The organism is Delftia sp. HK171, assembly GCF_001886655.1.
GTDB classification, from domain to species: domain Bacteria; phylum Pseudomonadota; class Gammaproteobacteria; order Burkholderiales; family Burkholderiaceae_C; genus Comamonas; species Comamonas acidovorans.
This window is the reverse complement of sequence record NZ_CP018101.1, coordinates 1878758-1902471: the sequence shown is the minus strand read 5'-3', so window position 1 is coordinate 1902471 and position 23714 is coordinate 1878758. Positions and strand designations below refer to the sequence as shown.

The following is a 23714-nucleotide window of genomic DNA, read 5'->3' as shown; positions in this document are numbered from 1 at the left end:
CCGGGCCTCAGGACAGCCAGGCGGTCAGGGCATCAGGGCGCGGGATCAAGGCGTGCGATCAGGTGGTGCGTCACGACCCACGATTGGCCTGCACCTTCTGCAGAAGGCGGGTACGCACGCTGGGAGAGACGAACTTGTCGATCTCGCCATCCAGCGTGGCGATCTCGCGCACGAAGGTGCTGCTGATGAACTGGTAGCGGTCGCTGGGCGTGAGGAAGACTGTCTCCACCTCGGGCATCAGCGTGCGGTTCATGCCGGCGAGCTGGAACTCGTAGTCGAAGTCGGTGACCGCACGCAGGCCGCGCACCATGGCCTTGCCGCCGCGCTCGACCACGAAGTCGCGCAGCAGGCCATGAAAGCTCTCGACCTGGACATGGGGATAGATGGACACGGCCTCGCGCACCATCTGCATGCGCTCCTCAAGATTGAACATGGTCTTCTTGTGGTGGCCCGCCGCCACGGCAACGATGACGTGGCTGAACAGCTGGGTCGCGCGGCGCACCACGTCTTCATGACCCAGCGTGATCGGATCGAAAGTTCCGGGATAGACGGCAATCACGTCGTGGCTCATGGCGGTCGCTTTCATTGGCTGCGCGTGCCCTGTCCGGCACGGATGGCGCATTATGCATTGCGCTGCAGCATGGCCGGTCGGCTGTGCGACAGCCGCGCTCCTGCCAGGGAACGCGGCCGCCGCAGCGCCCTTTACTCGTCCTGCGGTGCCTTGCGCAGCAGGTGGGCGTGGACGGCGCCCGCCTTCAGATGGCGGAACAGCTGCAGGCCACCGGCCTCGGCCAGTTGCTCCTCGGTCCAGGCCTGGGGCGCCTCCAGATAGACATAGCCCGTGGCGGACACCGCCTGCGCGGCGGCCTTCAGCGCAGGCTCGAACAGATCGGCATGGTCGAACGGCGGATCGATCAGCACCAGGTCCAGCGTGCCCGGCGCCACCTGGCGCAGGCAGCCGATGCCATCGCCGCGCAGCACGCGCACGGACTGGGCGTCCAGGCGCTCGCGCAGGCGCTGCAACTGCTGGACCAGGGTGGCGTCCTGCTCGTTCATCAGCACGTTGGTCGCGCCGCGCGATGCGGCCTCGAAGCCCAGCGCGCCCGTGCCCGCGAAGGCATCCAGGCAGTGCCAGCCCGTCAGGTCCTGGCCCAGCCAGTTGAACAGGGTCTCGCGCACGCGATCCGGCGTGGGCCGCAGGCCCGGGTGCTGCGCCACGGGCAGCCGCGTGCGGCGCCATTGGCCGCCGATGATGCGGACCTCGCCTGCGCCCACCGGCGCCGGCCGTCCGGCTTTCGCCTTGGCGGCAGCAGGCGCTGCGGCAGCTGCCTTGGGTGCTGCGGCCTCGGCCGTGGCCTTTTCCAGCCAGCGCTTGCCGGCAGGGGTATGAATTTTGATGCTGTTGCGGCTCATTGTTTGCCTCCCACGACGACGGTCACCATGCGCTCGGGCTGCAGCATGCGCTGCATGGCCTCGCGCACATCACGCACGGTGAGCGCCTGCACGCGCTCGGTCCAGTGCTCCAGGTAGTCCAGCGGCAAGCCGTTCCAGGCGATGTTGGACACATTGCCCAGCAGCTTGCGGTTGCTGTCGATGCGCAGCGCAAAGCCGCCGATCAGGTTGTCCTTGGCGGCCTTGAGCTCCTTCTCGGTCGGGCCTTCGGCCACGAAGCGGCGCAGCGTGTCCTGCGACACCTTCAGGGCCTCGGCTGCCTGGTCGGGGCGCGTCTGCAGGGCGATCGTGAAGGCGCCTGCGTCCAGGCCCGGCGAGAAATCGCTGTAGACGCTGTAGCTCAGGCCGCGCTTTTCGCGCACTTCCTCGGTCAGCCGCGAGGTGAAGCCGCCGCCGCCCAGGATGTGGTTGCCCACCAGCACTGCCATGAAGTCCGGGCTGTTGCGTGCAATGCCGGGCTGGGCGATCAGCACCTGCGCCTGGGCCGAGGCGAAGGGGATGTTCTCGTTGACTGGCGCCTTGAGCGCCTGCACCTTGGGCACGTCGGGCAGGGGCGCGCAGGCACTGGCGTCCTGGCCCTGCGCCGCCTGCAGCGGAGCCAGCAGTTGCTGCACCAGCTGGTCGGCCTGCTCGCGGCTGACCGCACCGACGATGCTGACCTTGGCGCGGCAGGCCGCGATCAGGCGGCGGTGGAAGGACTGCATGTCGGACAGGTCGATGTGCGCGAGGCTCTCGCCCGTGGCGCGTGCGCCGTAGGGATGGGTGCCGAACACGCCCTGGCTCAGGGCCTTGCCGGCCACCGTGCCGGGGCGCGTGTCCGATTCCTTGATGGCCGCAGTCCAGCGCTCACGCTCGCGCAGCCACACGTCCTGCGGCCAGCTGGGGTTGGCGATCTGGCGCGCCGCCAGCGCCACGGCGCGCTGCAGCAGCGCAGGCTCGGTCAGGGAGCGCAGCCCGTAGCTGAAGCTGTCGCGGCCCGCCTGCGCGCCAAAGCTGGCACCCAGATCGGCCCAGGCCTGGCCCAGGCCGTTCTCGTCCAGCGCAGGCGCATCGCCCTGGGCGGTCACACCCTTGGAGGCCATCAGCGCCACGGCGCTGGCCAGGCCGACCTGGCTGGCGGGATCGCGCCGGCTGCCGGCATCGAAGTCCATCTGCACATCGACCATGGGAATGCCCGGGCTGTCCACCAGCCAGACCTGCGCCCCGCTGGGCTGGGTCCAGTGCTGGATGGGCAGCAGGGCCCATGCGGACGTGGCACCAAAGCCCAGGCCCACGCCTGCCAGCACCGTGCTGGCCACCATTTTTTTCATGTTCTTCATCTTCACTCCAGCGTGCTTCGGGGGCATCAATGCAGGGGTCCGCCGATGCCGGCACCCGCATCGGGGCGACGGGGCTTGCCGCCTTCGGGCAGGGGTTGCGGCACCAGGGTGCCCACCGTGAGCTGGTCATCGCCAAAGTACTTGGCAGCCACACGCTTGACGTCATCGGGCGTGATGGTGCGCAGCTGGGTCAGCAGCTGGTCTTCCGCATCCAGCGGCATGCCCTGTATCCAGTAATTGCCCAGGCTCTGGGCCTGGCCCATGACCGAATCGCGCTCGTAGACATTGGAGGCCATCCACTGCGTCTTCACACGCTCCAGCTCGGCGGGCTCCACACCATCCTTGGCGACCTTGGCCACTTCGGCGCGCAATGCCGCCTCGACCTCGGCGGCAGTCTTGCCTGTGGCGGGCACGCCCGTCAGCATGAACAGGCCTGGGCCACGGCCCATCAGGGACATGGAGCTGCCCGCGCCATCGGCCACGCGGCCTTCGCCCTGCACCAGGGCGCGCTCCAGGCGGGCACCGTCATAGCCGTCCAGCACGGCCGACAGAACCAGCAGCGCCAGCGCATCCCGGTCGTCGGCCTGCAGGTCGCTGACGCGCGTCAGCGAGGGCGCGCGGAAGGCCAGTGCCACCAGGGCCTGCTCGGCCGGCTGCTTGACCTCGATGCGGCGGATGCCGATCTGCGCGGGCTCGGTGCGCGGCTTGCGCACCGGCAGGGCGCGTGCGGGAATGCTGCCGTAGTACTTCTCGGCCCAGGCGCGGACCTTGGCCACGTCCACATCGCCGGCAATGACGATGGTGGCATTGCCGGGCACATACCAGCGGCCGTGGAAGTCGCGCACGTCGCCGGGCGTCAGCGCGTCCAGGTCGCTCATCCAGCCGATCACGGGGCGGTGGTAGGGCGAGGCCACGAAGGTCGCCGCCATCAACTGCTCCATGAGCACGGCGCGCGGCTGGTCCTCGGTGCGCATGCGGCGCTCTTCCTTGATGACCTCGATCTCTTTCTTGAACTCGCTGTCGGGCCAGTGGTTGTTGGCGAAGCGGTCGGATTCGAGCTTCATCACGTCTTCCAGGCGGCTGGACGGAATCTGCTGGTAGTAGCCCGTGTAGTCGCGGCTGGTGAAGGCGTTTTCCTGGCCGCCCAGCGCTGCCACGCGGCGCGAGAACTCGCCGGGAGCCACCTTGCGCGAGCCCTTGAACATCATGTGTTCGAGCGCGTGGGCCACGCCCGAGGTGCCATCGACCTCGTCCACGGAGCCCACGCGCACCCAGACCATGTGCACGGCCGTGGGCGCGCGCCGGTCGGGCTGCACGATGAGCTGCATGCCGTTCTTCAAGGTGAATTGCTGTGCCGAAGTGGCGGTGCGCGTGCCGCCGGCGGCCTGGCTGGCCACCGTCTGCAGCAGCGATGAAGGGATGGAAGAGGATGCATCCGGGGCTGCCAAAGCAGCCCCGGTGCCCATGCAGGCCATTAAGCCCAGGAGGGTGAGTGCATGTTTCATAGAATGCTGTGATTCTAAGAACCTGCCGATGTTCAGTTTTTTCAAGAAAAAGCCCACCCCCTCCGCCGCCGAGATTTCCCCGACGGACAGCAGCGCCGCGCCTGAAAAGGCCGGCATTCCCGCAACCCCACCGCAGGACAGCCCCCCAGCCCTGCCACCGGCCGCGCCAGCGGCCCCGGCCGCCGACACCGGCAGTGCCTGGTGGCGCAAGCCCTTTGGCGGCGGCAAGGGCGATGCCGCGCCCCCCGAGACCCCGCCTGCCCCAGCTGCTGCACCCGCGTCCACCATCGCGCCTGCGGACTTCATTGCCGCGCCCGAGCCCACGGCCAAGCCCGAGGCCGAAGGTGCCAGCCGCCAGAACTGGATGCAGCGCCTCAAGACCGGCCTGCGCAAGACCGGCAGCAGCATTGCCACGGTCTTCACGGGCACGCAGATCAACGATGCGCTGTACGAGGAACTGGAAGACGCCCTGCTGATGGCCGACACCGGCGTCAAGGCCACCGAGCACCTGCTCGCCGACCTGCGCCGCCGCGTCAAGGAGGCCAAGGCCACCGACCCCGCCGCCGTCAAGGCGCTGCTGGCCGATGCCCTGGCCGACCTGCTGCGCCCGCTGGAAAAGCCGCTGGTCATAGGCGAGCACCAGCCCACCGTGATCATGGTGGCTGGCGTCAACGGCGCGGGCAAGACCACCTCCATCGGCAAGCTGACCCGTCACCTGGCCGACGAAGGCCAGAGCGTGCTGCTGGCCGCCGCCGACACCTTCCGCGCCGCCGCGCGCGAGCAGCTCGGCGTCTGGGCCAACCGCAACACGGTGGAGATCGTCAGCCAGGAAGGGGGCGATCCTGCAGCCGTGAGCTTTGACGCCGTCACCGCCGGCCGCGCGCGCAAGAAGGATGTGGTGCTGGTGGACACGGCAGGCCGCCTGCCCACCCAGCTGCACCTGATGGAAGAGCTGCGCAAGATCCGCCGCGTGGTCAGCAAGGCCGACGCCACGGCACCCCATGAGGTGCTGCTGGTCATCGACGGCAACACCGGCCAGAACGCGCTGGCCCAGGTGCGCGCCTTCGACGATGCGCTGCAGCTCACGGGCCTGATCGTCACCAAGCTCGACGGCACGGCCAAGGGTGGCGTGCTGGCTGCCATTGCCCAGGAACGGCCGATTCCCGTGTACTTCATCGGCGTGGGCGAAAAGGTCGAGGACCTGGAAACCTTCAACGCCCGGGAGTTCGCGCAGGCGCTGCTGTCCTGAGGCCACCCGGCACACCACCACCCGAAGGAGCGCGCTGCGCTCCTTTTTTCATGGGCATGCGAGCGCAGCGAAGGCCCAGGCATGCAGGCAAGGGTTTTCCCTTGATTCGAATCAAGCCGCAGGTTTTATGCTTTGCATTGATTTATAAGAAGAACGTTGTTTTATACAAGAAACAATCGATAGCCCTCAGGCATTTCTTTTGCTTGTACCTGCCTTGCCTTGTTCCCCGGAGTTCCCCATGAAAGCCCCCACCTTGCTCGGCGCTGCCGCCCTGCTGGCCGCAGCCGCATGCCAGAGCGCCCTGGCCCAGGATGCCGCCGCGCAGCAGCAACTGGCCGCCAAGCCTTTCACCATCGTCGCGCCCTTTCCGCCCGGAGGCCCGGTCGATGCGCTGGCCCGCCTGCTGTCCACGGGGTTGGCCGAGCGCTACAAGCAGACCTCGGTGGTGGAGAACAAGCCCGGGGCCAACGGCAATATCGGCATCGACATGGTCAAGCGCGCCGCGCCGGACGGCCATACGCTGCTGGTCGTGCCCCAGGGCAACCTGACCATCAATCCCACGCTGCTGGCCAGGCCCGGCTACAGCGTGGAGGCGGACTTCGCGCCCGTGGCCTCGCTGGCCAAGGCGGCCAATGTGATCGCCGTGCACCCTGGCGTGCCCGCCAAAACGGTGCAGGAGCTGGTGGCCCTGTCCAAGGCCAGGCCGGCCACCATCAGCTATGCCTCGCCCGGCGTGGGCTCCAGCCTGCATCTGGCCGGTGAGCTGTTCAAGCAGCAGACCGGCGCCGACATCCTGCACGTGGCCTACAAGGGCACGGCGCCCGGCCTCAACGATGTGCTGGGCGGCACGGTGCCGATGATCGTGGGCAATGTGCCCGCGCTGCTGCCGCATGTGCAGTCGGGCAAGCTGCGCGCGCTGGCCGTGACCGACCCGGCGCGCAGCAAGTACCTGCCTGATGTGCCCACGCTGGCCCAGGCGGGCGTGCCGGGCATTGCCATCTCGTCCTGGTACGGCGTGATGGCGCCAAAGAAGACGCCGCCAGCCGTGCTCAAGCAGCTGGAAAAGGATATTCAGGAGATCTTCAACACGCCGGCCGTGGTCAGGCAGCTGGACCTGCAGGGGATCGAGCCCTGGGTGGTCACGGGCAGCGCCTTCGGCGAGCTGATCCGCAAGGAGACAGCGACCTGGGTGCCCGTGATCAAGGCCGCCAACGTCACGCCGCAGTGATGCGGGGCGCGGCGGCCATGTCTGCAGCGTCCGCCACGTCCCGGGTCGAGACCTGGGAGCGCAGCCACTGCGCATAGTCGGCCATGCAGCGCTCGGTGCGCATGGTGATCTGCGGCACGCTGTAGCTGTGCCCGGCGCGCAGCAGCCGGGCCAGGCGCTCCAGCACGTCGGGCAGGGTCTTGCAGACCAGCCGCCACTCGGGCGTGGCGTGCATCTCGCCCTCCCACACGTAGTGCGAGGTGATGGGCTCCACCTGCACGCAGGCCGCAGCCTGCTGCTGCACCAGGCTGCGCGCCAGATGGGCGGCCTCCTCGGCGCTGGGGACGGTGGTGGCCACCACGCACAGCGTGGACCAGGGCGAGGCGGGGTTCTTGGCGGAAGTCATGGAGGCGTAGTCTACGGTTGCGCGCTGCAGGCCGGTACGGGCCTTTGCGGCGTCAGGCCATCAGCCCCTTTTGCCGCGCCTGCAGCCGCGCCAGGCCCAGCAGCGCATCCGTGAAGGGCGTGTCCACGCCGCACAGCTGGCCCATTTCGCGCACCGCGCCCACGAGGGCGTCGAGCTCCACGGGCTTTCCGGCTTCCACGTCCTGCAGCATGGAGGTCTTGAAGGCGCCCAGCTTGAGCGTGACCGCATGGCGGTCTTCGGGCGATTCGTTGATGGGCAGGCCGATGCGCGCGCCGATCTCCTTGGCCTCCAGCATCACGCGCGTGATCAGGCCGCGCACCAGGTCGTCGCCCAGGATGCGGTCCGAGGTGGCACCCGTCAGCGCGCTGACGGGGTTGACGGTCATGTTGCCCCAGAGCTTGTACCAGGCGTCGCGCTGGATGTTGTCGGAGACCTTGGCCTCGATGCCGCCACGCTGCAGCAGTTGGGCCAGTGCCGCCAGGCGCGGCGTGGGCGGCTGGCCGGGCCCTGTGGCCAGGGGCTCGCCCAGGATGAGGCTGTTGCCGAAGTGGCGGCGCACCACGCCGGGCGCATCGTTGGAGCAGCTGGCATGGACCACCGAACCCAGCACCTGGCCCAGCGGGATGGCTTGCGCAATGCGGCCTTCAGGGTCCACGGCTTTCAGCTGCCTGCCGCGCACGCTGGCATCGACACCGCCGTGCAGAAACCACCAGGGCACGCCGTTCATGGCCGTGAGCACCACGGTCTGCGGGCCGATCAGCGGGGCAATGCGCTCAGCGACATCGGGCATGCCCGGCGCCTTGACGGAGATGATGACCAGGTCCTGCACGCCCAGGGCGGCCGGGTCCTGTTCGGCACGCAGCGCAAAGTGCTCGCGCTGCTCGCCGTGCACCAGGGTCAGGCCCTGGGTGCGCAGGGCCTGCAGCGCGGCGCCGCGCGCCACGGCGCTGAGCTGGCAGCCGGCGCGGGCCAGGGCCGCGCCCATCCAGCCGCCGATGGCGCCGGCGCCGAAGATGCAGGCCTTGTCGAATGAAATGCTTGTCTGTTCCATGGTCATGCGCGGGAAGCTCCGGGTTCAAAGATCGAGATAGCTGCTGTCGCGCCGGTTCACGCGGCGCACCAGGTGGTCGAACACATCGCGGGCACCGCCGTGGCTGTCGTTGAAGGTCAGCGAGTCCTCGTTGCAGCGCTGAGCCATGGCGTCGGAGACCATGCGCGGCGCGCCCATGGACAGGGTGGCCATCTGCACGTCGCAGGCGCGCTGCAGCGTCCACAGCACCACGAAGGCCTGGGGTAGATCGCTGCCCCAGCTGAGCAGGCCATGGTTGCGCAGGATCACGGCCTTGCGGTGGCCGATGCTGGCCAGCAGGCGCGGCCCTTCGTCGGCATGGATGGTGATGCCCTCGAAGTCATGGTAGGCCACCATGCCGTGCAGCTGGGCGCTGTAGAAGTTGCTTTGCGATAGGCCCTGCTCCAGGCAGGCCACTCCCATGCCCGAGGTGGTGTGCGTGTGCATCACACAGTGGGCACCCGGCAGTCCGTCGTGGATGGCCGCATGCACCACGAAGCCGGCCGGATTCACCGGATGCCGCGAGCCGTCCAGCACCTCGCCGCGCACATTGATGCGTACCAGGTTGCTGGCCGTGACCTCTTCGTAGTGCAGGCCGAAGGGGTTGATCAGGAACTGCTTTTCACCGCCCGTCACGCTGTCGGGCAGGCGCACCGTGATGTGGTTGTAGATCAGTTCGTCCCAGCCCAGCATGGCAAAGACGCGGTAGCAGGCGGCCAGTTCGATGCGGGCGGCCCGCTCATCAGGGTGCATGGAGCAATTCATGGTGTGGCTCGTGGGATGGGTTCTGAGGTGGGTCTTGAGGTGGGTTGTGCAGTGGCTTGTGGGTAAATCAGGCATCCAGCCCCTGGTCCAGCGCTTGGGAGGCACGGCCCAGCTTGTCCAGGATGCGGTCCAGCATGGCGCGCTCATCGGCCGTCAGGGCATTGAGCAGGGCCGCCTGGTAGGGGCGTGCGCGGGACAGCACCTCGTCGAAGAGCGCCTGCCCTGCTTCGCTCAGCTGCAACAGGTGGCGCCGCGCGTGCTGCGGATCGGCGCGGCGCAGCACCCAGCCCCGGTCGATCAGCGGCTGCAGCGCGCGGCTGATCTGGGCCTTGTCCATCAGGCTCAGGCGTGACAGCGCGCTGGCATGCAGCTCGCCGTGGCGCTGGATCTGGCCCATGAGCCGCCACTCGGTCAGCCCCACGGGCGATGCCGGCGCGATGTAGTGGCGCGTCACCTGGGTCTGCAGCGCATTGGACAGCGCGCCCAGGCGGAAGGTGATGAAGTCCTCCAGCGCCAGCGTCTGGCTGCAGACCTGCGTGTCCGGTGCAGGGCCGGTGGCGGCATCGGCGGCAGGGATCGTGGATGTGCGTGGGCGGGGCATTGGGCGGAGGGAACCGGGCGGCGACGGCGATTGCGATGGCCGCATGATCCACCAATGTTGACATATCAACATTGGTGGCAACCCTGAGAGCCCTGGCGGCCTGCAGGCCGCCCGCAGGCGCAGGGTGAAACCCGTGCGCCCGCGCCGCGCTCAACGCTTGAGCAGTTCGTTGGAAGGCAGGGTCTCGTCCAGCAGCTTGCGCGCCGTCTCCACGCCGGCCACGGGCAACAGCGCCGGGTCCAGCAGGCCCACCTGCACCAGCACGCTGGCCTGGTCCCAGTAGATGTGCTCGTGGTAGAGCTTGTCGCCCCGGAACTTGACGACGGCCAGCAGCGGGATCTCCACGCGCCGCCCCGTGGGCCGCACGCCGGGCAGCATCCACGGGATCTCGGTGGTGTGCGTGAAGCAGAACAGCATCTCGTCCACCACCTGCGAGGCCCCCACCGTGCGTGAAATCGGCGTCAGCGACGTGTCGGGCGGATTGCTGTTGACGAAGTGGTTCGTATAGAAGGCGTGCAGGTTGCTGAAGCCTACGCCGCCGGTCATGGTGGGGATGTGGTTCACATAGGGCTCGGCCACCATGGTGGCCATGGTGTCGTCCACGTTGCGCGTGGCGAACTCGTACTCGCAGTGCTTGTCCCACAGCGCGGCCAGGTCAAAATGCGGGCCGATGGCGGACTTGAGTGTGGCAATGCTGCGCTCGTGCGCCATCAGGGCCGAGGCGCGGTGGAAGTGATCGCCGCCCTTGCGCGCGAAGGCATGGTCCACGCCCGGATAGACATGCACGGCCACGCCGGGACGCCCGCCCAGCGCCTGGACGATGCGCTGGCGCGCCTCGGGCGGGCAGAAGGCGTCGAGCTCGGCCACATGCAGGGTGAGCGGGCAGCGGATGCGCTCGGCCTCGTCCAGCGCCGCCTCGATGCCCACGCCGTAGTATCCGACCACCGCATCGGCATCGGTGCGGCAGGCGGCCAGGTAGGCCAGCTTGCCGCCCAGGCAAAAGCCCAGCACGCCGGCCTTGCCGTCCGTGACCTCGGGGCGCTGGCGCAAGGCGTTCAGGCAGGCCTGGATGTCCTGCACGCCCAGGGCCTCGTCGAATCCCTTGTAGAAGCCGAAGGCGCGCTCCCAGTCCGCCGGCGTGTAGCCCAGCTCCACATCGGGCTGCTGGCGCCAGAACAGGTCGGGCACCAGCACCACGTAGCCTTCTTCGGCGTAGTAGTCGGCCACCTCGCGCATGGTGGCGTTGACGCCGAAGATCTCCTGCGCCAGCACCAGGCCGGGGCCGCTGCCCGAGGCCGGCACGGCCAGGTAGGCGTTGAAGCTGCCGCTGCCGTCCAGCGCGTTGATGCGCACATGGCGGCTTGCCGGGGGTTCTTTCTGCTGCATGGGGTTGTCTCCGTTTCAAAGGGTGGGGAAAGCTGCGGTGCCGCTTTTTTCATGACCCGTCATACGCATTCGGGGTGCCGCACCGTCACCTGATAGTAGCCCGCGTGAAAGGCCAGGGGCTCGCCGTCGAAGCGTTCGCAGCGCTCGACCTGTCCGATGAAGATGAGGTGGTCGCCGCCATCGTATTGCCGGACGTTGCGGCAGACGAAGCGGGCCAGCACGCCATCGATCAGGGGCACGCCGGCCGGGCCTTCCGCGCAGTCCAGGCCGCCGAACTTGTCTTGCTGCGGCGTGGAAAAGCGCCGCGACAGAAGGTGCTGGCCCGCAGCCAGCACGTGGATGGCGAAATGGCTGGCGCCCTGGAAATCGCAGACGCTGGGCGCCTGGCGCGCCAGGCTCCACAGCACCAGCGGCGGGTCCAGCGAGACCGAGGAGAACGAGTTGGCCGTCATGCCCACGCGCCGCCCGTCCGGCGCGCGCGTGGTGATGACGGTCACGCCCGTGGTGAACTGGCCGAAGGCCTTGCGCAGCTCGCGCGGATCGAAGGAGCAGGCCGGGGCGGCGGCCGGGGTGTCGCATGTGCTCATGGCGGCCTCTGCGGCTAGGCGGGGACGGCTGCCATGGCGGCGATGGCCGCGCAGCTGTCGATGTAGTGGTCTGCCTCGCCCGCGTCCGCGAACCAGGGGAAGAAGGTGCGTGGGTCGTCGAAGCCGTTGGCAAAGGCGCTGGCCAGCGGTGCCAGCGTGCCCGCGCTGGCCAGCAGCTTGAGCACATGGGGTGGCGGTGGCACCAGCAGCATGTTGGTCCACTGCGTGACCCATTGCGCATAGCCGAACCAGTAGCGGTCGAAGGTCTGCTGCATCCAGGCGGCGTCGAATGCGCCATTTCCATCACGATTTCCGTCACCATTGCCGCCGCCATTGCTGCGTGCCAGGATGCTGCGCAGATAGGTGTCGGCGCACTTGGCCGCGTTGTTGGAGCCTTGGCCCGTGATGGGGTCGTTGAGCACCACCACGTCGCCCATGCCCAGCACCTTGCGCCCCGACGGCAGCGTGGCCACGGGCTTGCGCACCGTGGGGGCGAAGCGGCCCGCGAGGATGCCGTTGTCATCGGTCAGCGCAATGTCGCGGCAGCGCTCGGCCTCCCAGGGGACGAAGGTGTCGAGGATCCAGCGGCTGCGCTCCAGGTGCTGCTCCGGTGTCTTCACATCGCCCCAGCAGTCCATGGGGCCGCCGGGCACGCCTTCGAACACCATGATCTCGCAGGGGCCCGTGGTCGTCAGCGCCGGGAACACGAAATACTCGCCCACGCCCGGCAGCAGGTTGAAGGACACGGCGGAGAACGGCTCGCGCGGCTTCATGCCCGTCACATAGGTCAGCGCCAGCGCGCGCTGGGGCTGGTCGAAGCGCGAGCGATGGGCATCGCGCTCGAACAGCCTCGATATCTCGCCCTTGCCGCTGGCGACCAGGGTCAGGTCATGGCTGCGCGTGCATTCCTCCAGCTCGGCGATGCCCGCATCCTTGAGCACCAGCTCGCCGCCCTGGCGGCGGAAGTCGTCCATCCATGCGGGGATCTTCAGGCGCTGGTCCACGGACTGCGCGCCCGCGTTCAGACGCGCCGCCCAGTCGATGGCCTTGTCGACCGCCTTCCCGCCGTGCTGCGCCGGATGCGGCACGCACAGGCCGATGCCCTCGACCACCGGGCATTCGCGCGACCAGTGGTCCAGGCCCAGGCCGCGCTCTATCTGCAGCGCGCTGTCGAACATGCACTGGCTGGACATGACCCGGCCCTGGGCGATGTCCTGCGCCGTGCGGTTGCTCAGTATCGTGACCTGATGGCCCGCGGCCAGCAGGCCCAGGCCCAGTTGCAGGCCCGACTGGCCGGCTCCGACGATGGCGATTTTCTTCATGGCTGTCTCCTTGCGGCTCCGTGTCCGTACTGCGTACTAGTCCATCAATTGGGGAATGGCGGCCACGGCGCGCTCAGGCCCCATGGCGCCGTAGCCGCCGTCCACCGCGTAGTCGGCGCCGGTCACGAAGCTGGCATGGTCCGAGCACAGGAACAGCACCACCTGCGCCACCTCGTGCGGATCACCCACGCGGCCCAGCAGGTGAAAGGGCGCGGCCACGCGGTCGGTCTTGGCGCGGTCGCCGCCACTGAGCCGGTCCATCACCGCCGACCAGGTCCAGCCCGGGCAGACGCTGTTGACGCGGATGCCATCGGCCGCCAGGTCCATGGCCATGCTGCGCGTGAGCTGCTTCATGGCCGCCTTGCTGGCCGGGTAGAGCCAGCGCCCCGTCTGCGCCGCTTCCGAAGAGATGCTGGTGAAATTCACCACGGCCCCGCCACCGGCGGCCACCATGTGCGGGTGCACGGCCTGCAGCATGGCCACGGCGCTGGCGACGTTCACGTTGAACGAGGCCAGCCAGTCCGCGCGCGGCGACTGCAGGCCTTCGTCTACATACGAGCAGGCCAGGTTGACCAGGATGTGCACGCCGCCGTGCCGGCTGCATGCCTGCTGAACGCAGGCGGCGACCTGCGCGTCGTCGGTGATGTCGGTGCGCACGAAAAGCGCGTCCTCGCCCAGCGCATCGGCCAGCACCTGGCCGTTGTCGGCATCGATGTCGGCAATGACCACCTTCACGCCGGCCGCGTGCAGCGCACGCACCACGCCGGCGCCTATCAGGGTGGAGCCGCCGGTGACGATGGCGCTTTTGCCTTCGAGTCCCTTGAACATGACGCTTGTTCTCCCGTGTGGATGCCAGGCCGGGCTGGCCTGTGCAGCACACGTTACGGGGGGCCGGGCCGCGCAGGCATCCGGCAAGCGCAGGCACTGTCCCTGGCGCGCAGAAATTGGCTCCCGGGGAATGGTCCGAATTGTGGGAGCGGGTGGTTTTTGCTACGTTCTGCCCAGCCTATGGAACACGCCATGCACACACCGCTGCCGCTGCAGCGCTACCGGCTTTTCGAGAGCCACGACATGGACGAGGCCCGCGAAAGCGTGGCGCGCGTCTTCTGTCCGCATGGCCTGGGCATGCTGCGCCCGCGCGCCGAGCTGGACGCCTGCCACCACAGCGCGCCGCTTTCCCGCAACGTCAGCCTGAACTATGTGCAGTACGGTCCCGGCGTGCACATCGAGCCCGGCTACCTGCGGGACTTCTTCCTGCTGCAGATTCCCCTGCGCGGCAGTGCCGAGATCCGCTGCGGCGCGCAGCAGGTGGATGCCACGCCGCGCCTGGCCTCCCTGCCCTCGCCGACCGAGCCGCTGTCCATGCGCTGGGCCGACGACAGCCCGCACCTGATCGTGCGCATGGCCCGCCCGGCCCTGGTGGCGCGGCTGGAGGCGCTGCTGCAGGCGCCCGCAGGCCGGCCCCTGGTGTTCGATCTGGGCGTGCCGCTGGACCAGCCGGCGCTGGCACCGCTGGTGCATTTCATCGACTGCCTGCGGCACACGCTGGATGCGGGCAACGCCCTGCAGGCCACGCAGGCACTGGCCCAGCATGCGGAGGAATACCTGCTGACCAGCCTGCTGATGTCGGCCACGCACAGCCACAGCCGCGCACTGGCCGGGGACAGCCGGCGCAGCCTGCTGCCGCGCGGCGTGCGCAAGGCCCAGGAGTACATGCAGGCCCATGCCGACCAGCCCCTGTCGCTGGCCGATGTCTGCCGCGAGGCCGGCTGCAGCGCGCGCACGCTGCAGGCAGCCTTCCGCCAGCACGCAGGCATGGGGCCCATGGATTTCCTGCGCCAGCTGCGGCTGGACCGGGTGCGCGCCGAACTCCAGGCGGCCAAGGGCCCGGGCGCCGCAGCCGGCTCCGGCGTGCGCGACGTGGCGCAGAAATACGGCTTCCTGCACCTGGGCCACTTCGCGGCCCAGTACCGCAGCCGCTTCGGCGAGCTCCCGTCCGAGACGGCGAGCCGCCGCGTGCAGGCCTGAGGGCCTGACTTTGCCGGTTCAGCCCCGGCCCACGAAGGGCATCTTGGTGGCCATCACCGTGTGGAACAGCACATTGGCCTCCAGCGGCAGGCTGGCCATGTAGAGCACGGACTGGCCCACCACATCCGCGTCGATCAGCGGCTCCACCGCGATCTCGCCATTGGCCTGGGGCACGCCCTTGGCCATGCGCGATGCCAGCTCGGTCATGGCATTGCCGATGTCGATCTGGCCCACGGCGATGTCGTAGGCACGGCCGTCGAGCGCAGCGGTCTTGGTCAGGCCCATGACGGCATGCTTGGTGGCCGTGTAAGCGCTGGAATTGGGGCGCGGCGCATGCGCGGAGATGGAGCCGTTGTTGATGATGCGGCCGCCGCGCGGCGACTGGTCGCGCATGGTGCGAAACGCCTGCTGCAGGCAATAGAACATGCCGTTGAGGTTGACATCGACCACCTCGCGCCACTGCTCGGGCGTCCAGTCCAGGAAGGAGCCGGGCGGATTGCCCCGGCCCGCGTTGTTGAACAGCAGGTCCACGCGACCGAAGCGCTGCACCGTGCGTGCGAACAGCTGCTCCACGGCAGCCGGATCGCTGACATCGGTGGCAATGCCCAGCATGCGCTCGCCTGCGCCGTACTTTGCCTGGGCCTCGGCGCAGGTCTCATCCAGCGGCGCCTGGCGGCGGCCCGCCACCACCACCTGGTAGCCAGCGCCCGCCAGGGCCAGCGCCACGGCCTTGCCCACGCCGGTTCCTCCGCCCGTGACCACGGCCGTCTTTGCGTTCTTCATCTCCATTGCTTGTCCATCCTGTAGTGCATGTGTTGCAGCCGCCGCCCGCGCACCGGTGGCGGGCGGCGCCGCTGCATTGTCGGCGACGCGCCGGGCCTGAGGACTGTGCCGCAGGCGACACCATCGCCACACTGCGGACGAAGCTCAGGCAAAGCGCCAGGCAATGGAGCCCAGCGGCCCGTAGTCCACATGGAAGCTGTCGCCGACCTCGGCCGTGACGGGCCGCGTGAACGAGCCGGCCAGCACCACCTGACCTGCGTCCAGCTGCTCATCCCATTGCGCCAGCCGGTTGGCCAGCCAGGCCACGCCCGTGGCCGGATGGTTGAGCACGGCGGCCGCCACGCCGGACTCCTCGATCACGCCGTTGCGCTGCAGCAGCGCCGACACCCAGCGCAGGTCCACCGCGTCGGGGCGCACGGGCCGCCCGCCCATGACGATACCGGCATTGGCCGCGTTGTCGGCGATGGTGTCGCGCACCGTGCGCATGGCCTGGGTATCGCGGTCCTTTTGCTCGATGCGGGCGTCGATGATTTCCACGGCGGGCACCACCCAGTCGGTGGCGGCCAGCACATCGCACAGGGTGACGCCCGGCCCCTTGAGCGTGCGGCCCAGCACGAAGGCCAGCTCCACCTCCACGCGCGGAGCGATGAAGCGCGCAAAGGGAATGTCGCCGCCGGGCTCGAAGAACATGTCGTCCAGCAGGGTGCCGTAGTCGGGCTCGGTGATCTGCACGGCCTGCTGCATGGCACGCGAGGTCAGGCCGATCTTGTGGCCCCTGACCGTGCGGCCCTCGGCGCGCTTGAGCCGCATCCAGGCGCGCGAGATGGCGTAGCCGTCCTGCACCGTCATGTCCGGATGGCGGCGGGAAAAGTGCCGGACCTGCACCCGGCTTTTTTCGCTGGCGTGCAGCTCGGCCGCCAGGCTGTCTATGGTGTGTTGCGCAAGCATGGGCGGCCCTTCAGCGCGCGGCGGCGCCATCGTCGGCCCAGGCCAGGTAGCTGTCGGACACGCCCTGGCGCTGCATGGCATCCCACTGCGCCACCGAAGGCGTGGGCATCTGGAAGGCATCGCCCACGCGGCCATACCAGCCGGGGTTCTGCAGCCGCGCGATCAGCTCCATGGGCGCGGGGTCGAAGTACATGAGCTCGCCATCGACCACGGCCGCATCCATGACATGGGCGGCCAGCACGTCGGCCAGCACCAGGCTGCGCACGCCGTCGATGTCGATGAGCTGGCGCACGCGGCACTCGAATGAAGCAGGGCTGTCCACGATGCGCGGCGCCTTCACCCGCCGTGCATCGCCCAGGACCAGGCCGGCCTGGGCCGACTCGTCCACCTGCGCGCCGAACTCTATGGCCGTCACCGCCATGCGGCGCGCCAGCGGCTCGGACACCAGGTTCACCACGAACTCGCCCGTGGCCGCGATGTTGCGCGCCGTGTCCTTGAGCACGCCCTGGCGCGAGCCTATGCACACGCACAGCAGCGGCGGATCGCCCGACATGGCGTTGAAGAAGGAGAACGGCGCGACGTTGACCGTGCCGTCCACGTCCACCGAGCTGATCCAGGCGATGGGACGGGGCAGAACCAGGGAGTGCAGGATGTTGCTGCGCTGCTCGCTGTTGAGCGATTGCATTTCAAAGTACATGGGATTCCGGAGGGGAAGGGAAAAAGGGAGGGCGTCGCGTCACTCGTTGCCGGCGCGCGCCGCGTCCTGCTCGGCCTGGGCGATGCCCGGGGCGCGCGCATTGGACTGGTGCAGTTCCACCAGGTTGCCGGCCGGGTCGCGTAGGAACAGCTGCTTGAGGCTGGGCGATGCCACGTTGTCCAGCGTGAAGTAATCGACGCCGCGCGCCTGCAGCTCCTGCTCGGCGCCGAGGATGTCGTCCACGGCCAGCGCGATGTGGTTGGACACGGGGTCCTTGCCCGGGCCCTGCGCATAGCGCGACGGCCCCTCGCTGCCGAGGATGTGCAACTGGCTGCCGTTGGGCAGGTTGATCCAGGAGCCGTAGATGCCGGGAATCTTCCAGCGCGCGGCGTCCTGGGGCAGGTTCAGCACTTCGCGGTAGAAGTCGAGCATGGCGTCGGCCTGGGCGTGGTTGACGCCGAATCCGACATGGTGGAGTTCCAGAACTTTGATGGGCATGGGATGTCCTTGCAGATTTGTGTGCCGCCAAATAATACGTTTAACGTACTATACACAAAGCGTAATATATGAAAGCCGTAAAATCAACCGCCCTTTCTTCTTCCGCCTTCAACCCGCCTTCAACCCGGTTTCACCCGCTTCCATCCACTCCCATGAGTCCGCGCAAGACCGCTGCCGCACCGGCCCCCGATTCCACCCCCCTCGCCAACGCCCCCGAAGCGCTGCGCCCGCACCTGGCCCTGATGGCCGAGACCGCGCAGCCCGGCACCGACACGCCGGCCGCCGGCCTGGGCCTGCTGCTGCTGTGGCTGGCCGACGATGTGGAGCAGCGCGCCAACGCATCGCTGCAGGCGTTCGGCCTGTCCGAGAGCAAGCTCGACGTGCTCATGATCTTCGGCCTGGCCGAGCGCGGGCTGCTGGGCGACACGGTGGTCACGCCGTCCTATATCGCCAGCTACGTCGGCGTGACGCGCTCGTCGGTGACGGGCCTGCTGGACTGGCTGGAAAAGCGCTCGCTGCTGGCGCGCAGCCTCAGCCAGGAAGACCGCCGCAGCTTCGACCTGGCGCTCACCGACCAGGGCCGCGAGGTGCTGGCCCGCGCGCTGCCGGCCTTCTGGCGCATGTGCGAGTCCCTGGTCGACTACCTGGACGAGGGCGAGCGTGCCAGCCTGCAGTCCATCCTCTTCAAGGCCTGGACGAGGATGAAGGCGCAGCAGGGCGCTTGATCCTGGGAGCGCGGCAGGCCGCCCTGGCTGCCGCAAGCCTGCGCAGCCGGCACGGTGCCATATTTCGCGCGGGCATAAGCTCAATCTTGCCTGTGCAAAATTTCCTTTGCGATCAATGCCTTGCGCCGCGCATGGCTCGCTATAAGGAAATGTGAATTCCGTCGTGGTGCGCGCCGGGGCCGGGTGTTGCAATGCCTTCAGAGGCCATGCCGGCAGGCGCCATGTGGGCGCCGGCGCCGGGCCTGGCCGAGCTGGAGGAACCACGCCTTGCCCACGCGCAGAAACACATTGCTCTGGTCGCTCGCCGCCACGCTGGCGCTGCCCGGCCTTGCGGCGGCCGCCGCGCTGAAGATAGGCGTCACGCCCGGCTCGCTGGCCGACTCCGTGGAGGTCGCCGCCAAGGAGGCGCGCGCCCAGGGGCTGGACGTGCAGGTCATCGAGTTCACCGACTGGACCACGCCCAACACGGCGCTGGCGGCCGGCGACATCGACCTCAACTACTTCCAGCACCAGGCCTTCCTGGACAACGCCATCCGCGAGCGCGGCTATGCCTTCACCAGCGTGGCCACGGGCCTGCTGCCCAACATCGGCCTGTACTCGCTCAAGACCCAGCGCTTTGCCGACCTGAAGGAGGGAGCGCGCGTGGGCGTGGCAAACGACCCCGTCAACCAGGGGCGCGGCCTGCTGCTGCTGGAGAAGGCCGGCCTGATCCAGCTGCGCGAAGGCAAGGGCCCGCGCGCGGGGCTGGACGACATCGTGTCCAACCCGCGCAGGCTGCGCTTTGTCGAGATCGAAGGGCCGCAGCTGGTGCGCGCGCTGGACGATGTGGACCTGGCCCAGGGCTACCCGGCCCACTTCGTCAACGCCGGGCGGCCGCAGGTGGCCGGCAATGCGCTGCTGTATTCGGGCATTGACGACCTGTACTACGCCATCCGCTTCGTCTCGCGCCAGGACAACGCCAGGGACCCGCGCATTGCGCAGTTCGTGCGCATCTACCAGACCTCGGGCGCCGTGCAGGCGCAGATCCACAAGTCCTTCGCCGCCAACGACAGGCTGTACAGCCTGCCGTGGCGCAAGCCGTGACGCGGCCCCTTCCTGCCTTTTTCGAACCCTTTTTTCCGGAGATCCCGATGAAGCTTTCCCGTGCCCTGATCGCCCCGCTGGCCGCCCTGGCCCTGTTCTCCGCCCACGCTGCCGACAAGCTGCGCATCGGCGTGGTGCCCGGCGCCTACGCCGACTCGGTGGCCGTGGCCGCCAAGGAGGCCAAGGCCCAGGGCATCGATGTGCAGGTGGTGGAGTTCACCGACTGGACCACGCCCAACGTGGCCGTGGACTCGGGCGACCTGGACATCAACTACTTCCAGCACCAGCCCTTCCTGGACAACGCCATCCAGAAGAACGGCTACAAGCTGGCCAGCGCGGGCACGGGCATCCTGGCCAACGTGGGCCTGTACTCGCTCAAGCACAAGGCCATCGCCCAGGTGCCGCAGGGCGGCAAGGTGGGCATTGCCAACGACCCCGTGAACCAGGGGCGCGGCCTGCTCTTGCTGCAGAAGGTGGGGCTGATCAAGCTCAAGCCCGGCGTGGGCTACCTGGGCAGCCTGGACGACATCGTCGAGAACCCCAAGAAGCTCAGCTTCGTCGAGGTCGAGGGGCCGCAACTGGTGCGCATCACGGGCGACGTGGACCTCGCCCAGGGCTACCCGCACTTCATCGTGGCGGCCAAGGCCTTCGATCCGTCCAGCGGGCTTGCATATTCGGGCATCGAGGACGCGCGCTTTTCCATCCAGTTCGTGGTCAAGGCCAACCGCACGCAGGACCCCGTGGTGCAGAAGTTCATCCGCATCTACCAGAACTCCGATGCGGTGAAGGCCGAGGCCCAGCGCGCCTTCTCCAACGACAAGCGCCTGTACAACCTGGCCTGGGTCAAGCCCTGAGCGGCGCGGGGAGGACTTCAGCCATGTCAACCAGCATTGCAGCCAGGCAGCCCCTGGCGGACAGGCCGGCCCACGAGGCGGACAGGCGCTCATCGGCAGCGGCCGGCAGCACGCGGGAATCCATCCGTGGACCCGGCGCCGTTGCCTTCAGCGGCGTGGCCAAGACCTACCAGTCTTCGGCCGGTCCCGTACAGGCGCTGGACGCGATCAGCCTGGAAATCGCGCCGGGCAGCATCTTCGGCATCATCGGGCGCAGCGGCGCGGGCAAGTCCAGCCTGCTGCGCACCATCAACCGGCTGGAGCAGCCCAGCAGCGGCCAGGTGCGGGTCGACGGCGTGGACATCGGCACGCTGGACGAATCGCAGCTGGTGCAGCTGCGCCGGCGCATCGGCATGATCTTCCAGCACTTCAACCTGCTGTCGGCCAAGACGGTGCATGACAACGTGGCCCTTCCGCTGCAGGTGGCGGGCCTGCCGCGCGCACGCATCAATGCGCGGGTCAATGAGCTGCTGGCCCTGGTGGGCCTGCAGGAGAAGGCTGGCACCTATCCGAGCCGGCTGTCGGGCGGGCAAAAGCAGCGCGTGGGCATTGCCCGCGCCCTGGCCACCGACCCCGAGATCCTGCTGTGCGACGAGGCCACCTCGGCCCTGGACCCCGAGACCACGCAGTCCATCCTGGAGCTGCTGCGCACCATCAACCGCAAGCTGGGCATCACCATCATCCTGATCACGCACGAGATGAGCGTGATCCGCGAGATCGCCGACCGCGTGCTGGTGCTGGAGCAGGGCCGCATCGCCGAGCTGGGCGAGGTCTGGAAGGTCTTCGGCAACCCGCAGCACCCGGCCACGCGCGCCCTGCTGGCACCGCTGCAGCACGGCCTGCCCGACGACCTGCGCCAGCGCCTGCTGAGCACCGCGCCCGCAGGCCGCCACGAACGCATCCTGCAGCTGACCTACCGCGGCGAGGACGGGCTGGAGCCCGACTTCCCGCGCATCGCCCAGGCCCTGGGCGGCCGGGTTCGCCTGCTGCATGGCGGCGTGGACCGCATCCAGGGCCATGCCCAGGGGCAGCTGCTGATCGCGCTGGGCGGCGGCACGGCCGCGCATGACTGGCACACATTGACGCAGGGCCCGGCGGCCATTGCGCATGACATCAAGGATCTCGGATATGTCGCTGAATCTGTCCATTCCCATTGAGCGCTACGGCAACGCGCTGGCCGACACGCTGATGATGGTCGGCGTCTCGGGCGGCATCGCGCTGGCGGCGGGCATTCCGCTGGCGGTGCTGCTCATCGTCACCGCGCCCGGCGGCTTCCTGGCCTCGCCGCGCACGCACCGCGCGCTGGGCAGCGTGATCAACGGCTTCCGTGCCACGCCCTTCATCGTGCTGCTGGTGGCGCTGATCCCGTTCACGCGGCTGGTGACGGGCACGACCATCGGCGTGTGGGCGGCCATCGTGCCGCTGGCCATCAGCGCCACGCCGTTCTTTGCGCGCATCGTCGAGGTCAGCCTGCGCGAGGTCGATCCCGGCCTCATCGAAGCCGCCCAGGCCATGGGCTGCCGCAAGTGGGACATCGTGCGCCACGTCTACCTGCCCGAGGCCCTGCCCGGCATCGTGGGCGGCTTCACCATCACCCTGGTGGCGCTGATCAGCTCCTCGGCCATGGCCGGCGCCGTGGGCGCGGGCGGCCTGGGCGACCTGGCCATCCGCTACGGCTACCAGCGCTTCGACACCCAGGTGATGCTGCTGGTGATTGCCGTGCTGATCGCGCTGGTCACCGTGGTCCAGGTCCTGGGCGACCGCTACGTGCGCCGGCTGCGCAGCCGCTGACGCTGAAAACAGGCGCCACGCCTTTCCCTCCGGGCCCCCGCCTGGCGGCCCTCTCCCCACCGACTCAGCAACGAGGCACGGAATGACCACACCGGATGCCCTGGGCGCAGCCTTGCCCGGCAACACACACCACACCCCGGGCGGGGCGCTGCGGCGCCTGCCCCTGCCGCCCTCCCCTCCGCACCGCATCACCAGCGAGGCCGAGGCCCTGCAGGCCGCCCAGACCCTGGCCGATGAATGGCGCGTGGACGCAGCGGCCCGCGACCACGAGCGGCGCCTGCCCTGGCAGGAAATCGAGCGCTACACGGCCAGCGGGCTGGGCGCCATCACCGTGCCCCGCGCCTACGGCGGCCTGGGCGCCTCGTACGAGACGCTGGCCCAGGTCTTCGTCACGCTGTGCGCGGCCGACCCTTCGCTGGGCCAGATTCCGCAGAACCATTTCGCCGTGCTGCAGAACCTGCGGGACATGGGCAGCGAGCCCCAAAAGCGCCGCTGGTTCGCCGACGTGCTGGCCGGCCACCGCCTGGGCAATGCCGGGCCGGAGCGCAAGGGGCGCGCCGCGCATGTGCTGGAGGCCACGGCGCGCCTGTCGCGCGATGCCGAAGGCGGCCTGCGCGTCAGCGGCACGCGCTTTTACTCCACGGGCTCGGCCTTCGCGCACTGGGTTCCGTTTCGCGCCCAGGACGAGGAGGGCCGCATCGTGCAGGTCTGGGTGCGGCGCGATGCGCCGGGCGTGACCGTGTTCGACGACTGGGACTCCTTCGGCCAGCGCACCACGGCCAGCGGCAGCGTGCAGCTGGACCAGGTGCAGGTACAGCCCGAGGACGTGGTGCCTGCCTGGCAGTTCGAGGCCACGCCCTCGCTGTCCGGCCCGGTGTCGCAGCTGATCCAGGCCTCCATCGACGCAGGCATTGCCCAGGGCGCGCTGCGCGACGCGGTGGACTTCGTGCGCGACAAGAGCCGGCCCTGGATGGACTCCGGCGTGGCGCGAGCCAGCGACGATCCCCACCTCATCCACGAGGTCGGCCAGCTGCAGATCGAGGTGGACGCGGCCCATGCCGTGCTGCTGGAGGCCGCGCGCACGCTGGATGCGCTGGCTGCAGCGGCTGGTGGCGCGGTGGACGAGCAGGCCAGCGCCCAGGCCTCGGTGGCCGTGGCCGAGGCCAAGATCCTCACCACCGAGGCCGCGCTGCAGGCCGGCGAGCACCTGTTCGCGCTGGCCGGCTCCTCGGCCAGCCGCGCTGCCCACCGCCTGGACCGCCACTGGCGCAACGCCCGCGTGCACACGCTGCACGACCCCGTGCGCTGGAAATACCACCTGCTGGGCAACTACCTGCTCAACGGCGCCCTGCCGCGCCGCCACCAGTGGAACTGACCGC

25 protein-coding genes are annotated in these 23714 nt (G+C 69.0%); 9 read left to right on the top strand and 16 right to left on the bottom strand.

Features of this window, described 5'->3' with window-relative positions; genetic code table 11:
- Window positions 1-70: 70 nt before the first annotated feature.
- The 4 genes from coaD to BO996_RS08575 form a co-directional block, all read right to left on the bottom strand.
- Window positions 71-571 (bottom strand): pantetheine-phosphate adenylyltransferase, encoded by a 501-nt coding sequence (coaD, locus tag BO996_RS08590; protein ID WP_013803934.1) that lies wholly within the window; start codon window positions 569-571, stop codon window positions 71-73.
- Window positions 572-702: 131 nt separating this feature from the next.
- A complete protein-coding gene (gene rsmD / locus BO996_RS08585) occupies window positions 703-1413 on the bottom strand; it encodes a 16S rRNA (guanine(966)-N(2))-methyltransferase RsmD (protein ID WP_012203729.1) in 711 nt (236 codons plus the stop codon).
- A complete protein-coding gene (locus tag BO996_RS08580; protein WP_013803935.1) occupies window positions 1410-2771 on the bottom strand; it encodes a M16 family metallopeptidase in 1362 nt (453 codons plus the stop codon). Before BO996_RS08580 ends, rsmD begins: the two co-directional genes overlap by 4 nt.
- A 26-nt stretch (window positions 2772-2797) precedes the next feature.
- Entirely contained in the window at window positions 2798-4276 is a 1479-nt protein-coding gene (locus BO996_RS08575; protein ID WP_013803936.1) for a M16 family metallopeptidase, read from the bottom strand.
- A gap of 28 nt (window positions 4277-4304) precedes the next feature.
- Here BO996_RS08575 and ftsY point away from each other — a divergent pair, with 28 nt between their 5' ends.
- Both ftsY and BO996_RS08565 read left to right on the top strand, forming a co-directional pair.
- Complete coding sequence (ftsY, locus tag BO996_RS08570) at window positions 4305-5525, top strand: signal recognition particle-docking protein FtsY (RefSeq protein WP_013803937.1); 1221 nt, start codon at window positions 4305-4307, stop codon at window positions 5523-5525.
- A 238-nt stretch (window positions 5526-5763) separates the two neighbouring features.
- Window positions 5764-6753 carry a Bug family tripartite tricarboxylate transporter substrate binding protein gene (locus tag BO996_RS08565; RefSeq protein ID WP_071954503.1) on the top strand — a complete coding sequence of 330 codons (990 nt, stop codon included), beginning with the start codon at window positions 5764-5766 and terminating at the stop codon, window positions 6751-6753.
- Here BO996_RS08565 and cutA read toward each other — a convergent pair.
- The 8 genes from cutA to BO996_RS08525 form a co-directional block, all read right to left on the bottom strand.
- Entirely contained in the window at window positions 6740-7138 is a 399-nt protein-coding gene (gene cutA, locus BO996_RS08560) for a divalent-cation tolerance protein CutA (protein WP_065346176.1), read from the bottom strand. The genes BO996_RS08565 and cutA overlap by 14 nt on opposite strands.
- A 52-nt stretch (window positions 7139-7190) precedes the next feature.
- A complete protein-coding gene (locus tag BO996_RS08555; protein WP_071954502.1) occupies window positions 7191-8216 on the bottom strand; it encodes a 2-dehydropantoate 2-reductase in 1026 nt (341 codons plus the stop codon).
- 18 nt (window positions 8217-8234) lie between these two features.
- Window positions 8235-8993, bottom strand: coding sequence for a class II aldolase/adducin family protein (locus BO996_RS08550; protein ID WP_016454137.1), 759 nt, complete (start codon window positions 8991-8993; stop codon window positions 8235-8237).
- 67 nt (window positions 8994-9060) lie between these two features.
- A complete protein-coding gene (locus tag BO996_RS08545; protein ID WP_013803942.1) occupies window positions 9061-9594 on the bottom strand; it encodes a MarR family winged helix-turn-helix transcriptional regulator in 534 nt (177 codons plus the stop codon).
- A gap of 150 nt (window positions 9595-9744) precedes the next feature.
- Window positions 9745-10980 (bottom strand): dienelactone hydrolase family protein, encoded by a 1236-nt coding sequence (locus BO996_RS08540; RefSeq protein ID WP_016449084.1) that lies wholly within the window; start codon window positions 10978-10980, stop codon window positions 9745-9747.
- A gap of 59 nt (window positions 10981-11039) precedes the next feature.
- Window positions 11040-11567 (bottom strand): flavin reductase family protein, encoded by a 528-nt coding sequence (locus BO996_RS08535; RefSeq protein WP_043824614.1) that lies wholly within the window; start codon window positions 11565-11567, stop codon window positions 11040-11042.
- Between the two features lie 14 nt (window positions 11568-11581).
- A complete protein-coding gene (locus BO996_RS08530; protein WP_071954501.1) occupies window positions 11582-12889 on the bottom strand; it encodes a styrene monooxygenase/indole monooxygenase family protein in 1308 nt (435 codons plus the stop codon).
- Between the two features lie 36 nt (window positions 12890-12925).
- The gene (locus BO996_RS08525) at window positions 12926-13717 is read right to left on the bottom strand and encodes an SDR family oxidoreductase (protein WP_071954500.1); all 792 of its coding nucleotides are present in this window, start codon (window positions 13715-13717) and stop codon (window positions 12926-12928) included.
- A 192-nt stretch (window positions 13718-13909) separates the two neighbouring features.
- Here BO996_RS08525 and BO996_RS08520 point away from each other — a divergent pair, with 192 nt between their 5' ends.
- A complete protein-coding gene (locus tag BO996_RS08520; protein ID WP_013803946.1) occupies window positions 13910-14917 on the top strand; it encodes an AraC family transcriptional regulator in 1008 nt (335 codons plus the stop codon).
- A gap of 18 nt (window positions 14918-14935) precedes the next feature.
- On the opposite strand, the gene BO996_RS08515 is transcribed toward BO996_RS08520, so the two are convergent.
- From BO996_RS08515 to BO996_RS08500, 4 genes are all read right to left on the bottom strand, one after another.
- The gene (locus tag BO996_RS08515; RefSeq protein ID WP_013803947.1) at window positions 14936-15706 is read right to left on the bottom strand and encodes an SDR family oxidoreductase; all 771 of its coding nucleotides are present in this window, start codon (window positions 15704-15706) and stop codon (window positions 14936-14938) included.
- A 138-nt stretch (window positions 15707-15844) separates the two neighbouring features.
- A complete protein-coding gene (hpaH, locus tag BO996_RS08510) occupies window positions 15845-16648 on the bottom strand; it encodes a 2-oxo-hept-4-ene-1,7-dioate hydratase (protein ID WP_071957053.1) in 804 nt (267 codons plus the stop codon).
- Between the two features lie 10 nt (window positions 16649-16658).
- Window positions 16659-17345, bottom strand: coding sequence for a flavin reductase family protein (locus BO996_RS08505; protein ID WP_071954499.1), 687 nt, complete (start codon window positions 17343-17345; stop codon window positions 16659-16661).
- Window positions 17346-17384: 39 nt separating this feature from the next.
- A complete protein-coding gene (locus BO996_RS08500; protein WP_012203712.1) occupies window positions 17385-17843 on the bottom strand; it encodes a VOC family protein in 459 nt (152 codons plus the stop codon).
- A 152-nt stretch (window positions 17844-17995) separates the two neighbouring features.
- Here BO996_RS08500 and BO996_RS08495 point away from each other — a divergent pair, with 152 nt between their 5' ends.
- From BO996_RS08495 to BO996_RS08470, 6 genes are all read left to right on the top strand, one after another.
- Window positions 17996-18568, top strand: coding sequence for a MarR family winged helix-turn-helix transcriptional regulator (locus BO996_RS08495; protein ID WP_016454129.1), 573 nt, complete (start codon window positions 17996-17998; stop codon window positions 18566-18568).
- A 267-nt stretch (window positions 18569-18835) separates the two neighbouring features.
- Window positions 18836-19651: a MetQ/NlpA family ABC transporter substrate-binding protein gene (locus tag BO996_RS08490; RefSeq protein ID WP_016449091.1), complete on the top strand. Its 816-nt coding sequence runs from the start codon at window positions 18836-18838 to the stop codon at window positions 19649-19651.
- Window positions 19652-19698: 47 nt separating this feature from the next.
- On the top strand, window positions 19699-20505 hold the full coding sequence (locus tag BO996_RS08485; RefSeq protein ID WP_017404209.1) for a MetQ/NlpA family ABC transporter substrate-binding protein: 807 nt from the start codon (window positions 19699-19701) through the stop codon (window positions 20503-20505).
- 23 nt (window positions 20506-20528) lie between these two features.
- Window positions 20529-21701, top strand: coding sequence for a methionine ABC transporter ATP-binding protein (locus BO996_RS08480; protein WP_071954498.1), 1173 nt, complete (start codon window positions 20529-20531; stop codon window positions 21699-21701).
- The gene (locus BO996_RS08475; RefSeq protein ID WP_012203707.1) at window positions 21673-22335 is read left to right on the top strand and encodes a methionine ABC transporter permease; all 663 of its coding nucleotides are present in this window, start codon (window positions 21673-21675) and stop codon (window positions 22333-22335) included. The genes BO996_RS08480 and BO996_RS08475 overlap by 29 nt, the downstream gene beginning before the upstream one ends.
- Window positions 22336-22417: 82 nt before the next feature.
- Window positions 22418-23710: an SfnB family sulfur acquisition oxidoreductase gene (locus BO996_RS08470; RefSeq protein WP_071954497.1), complete on the top strand. Its 1293-nt coding sequence runs from the start codon at window positions 22418-22420 to the stop codon at window positions 23708-23710.
- Window positions 23711-23714: the final 4 nt, after the last annotated feature.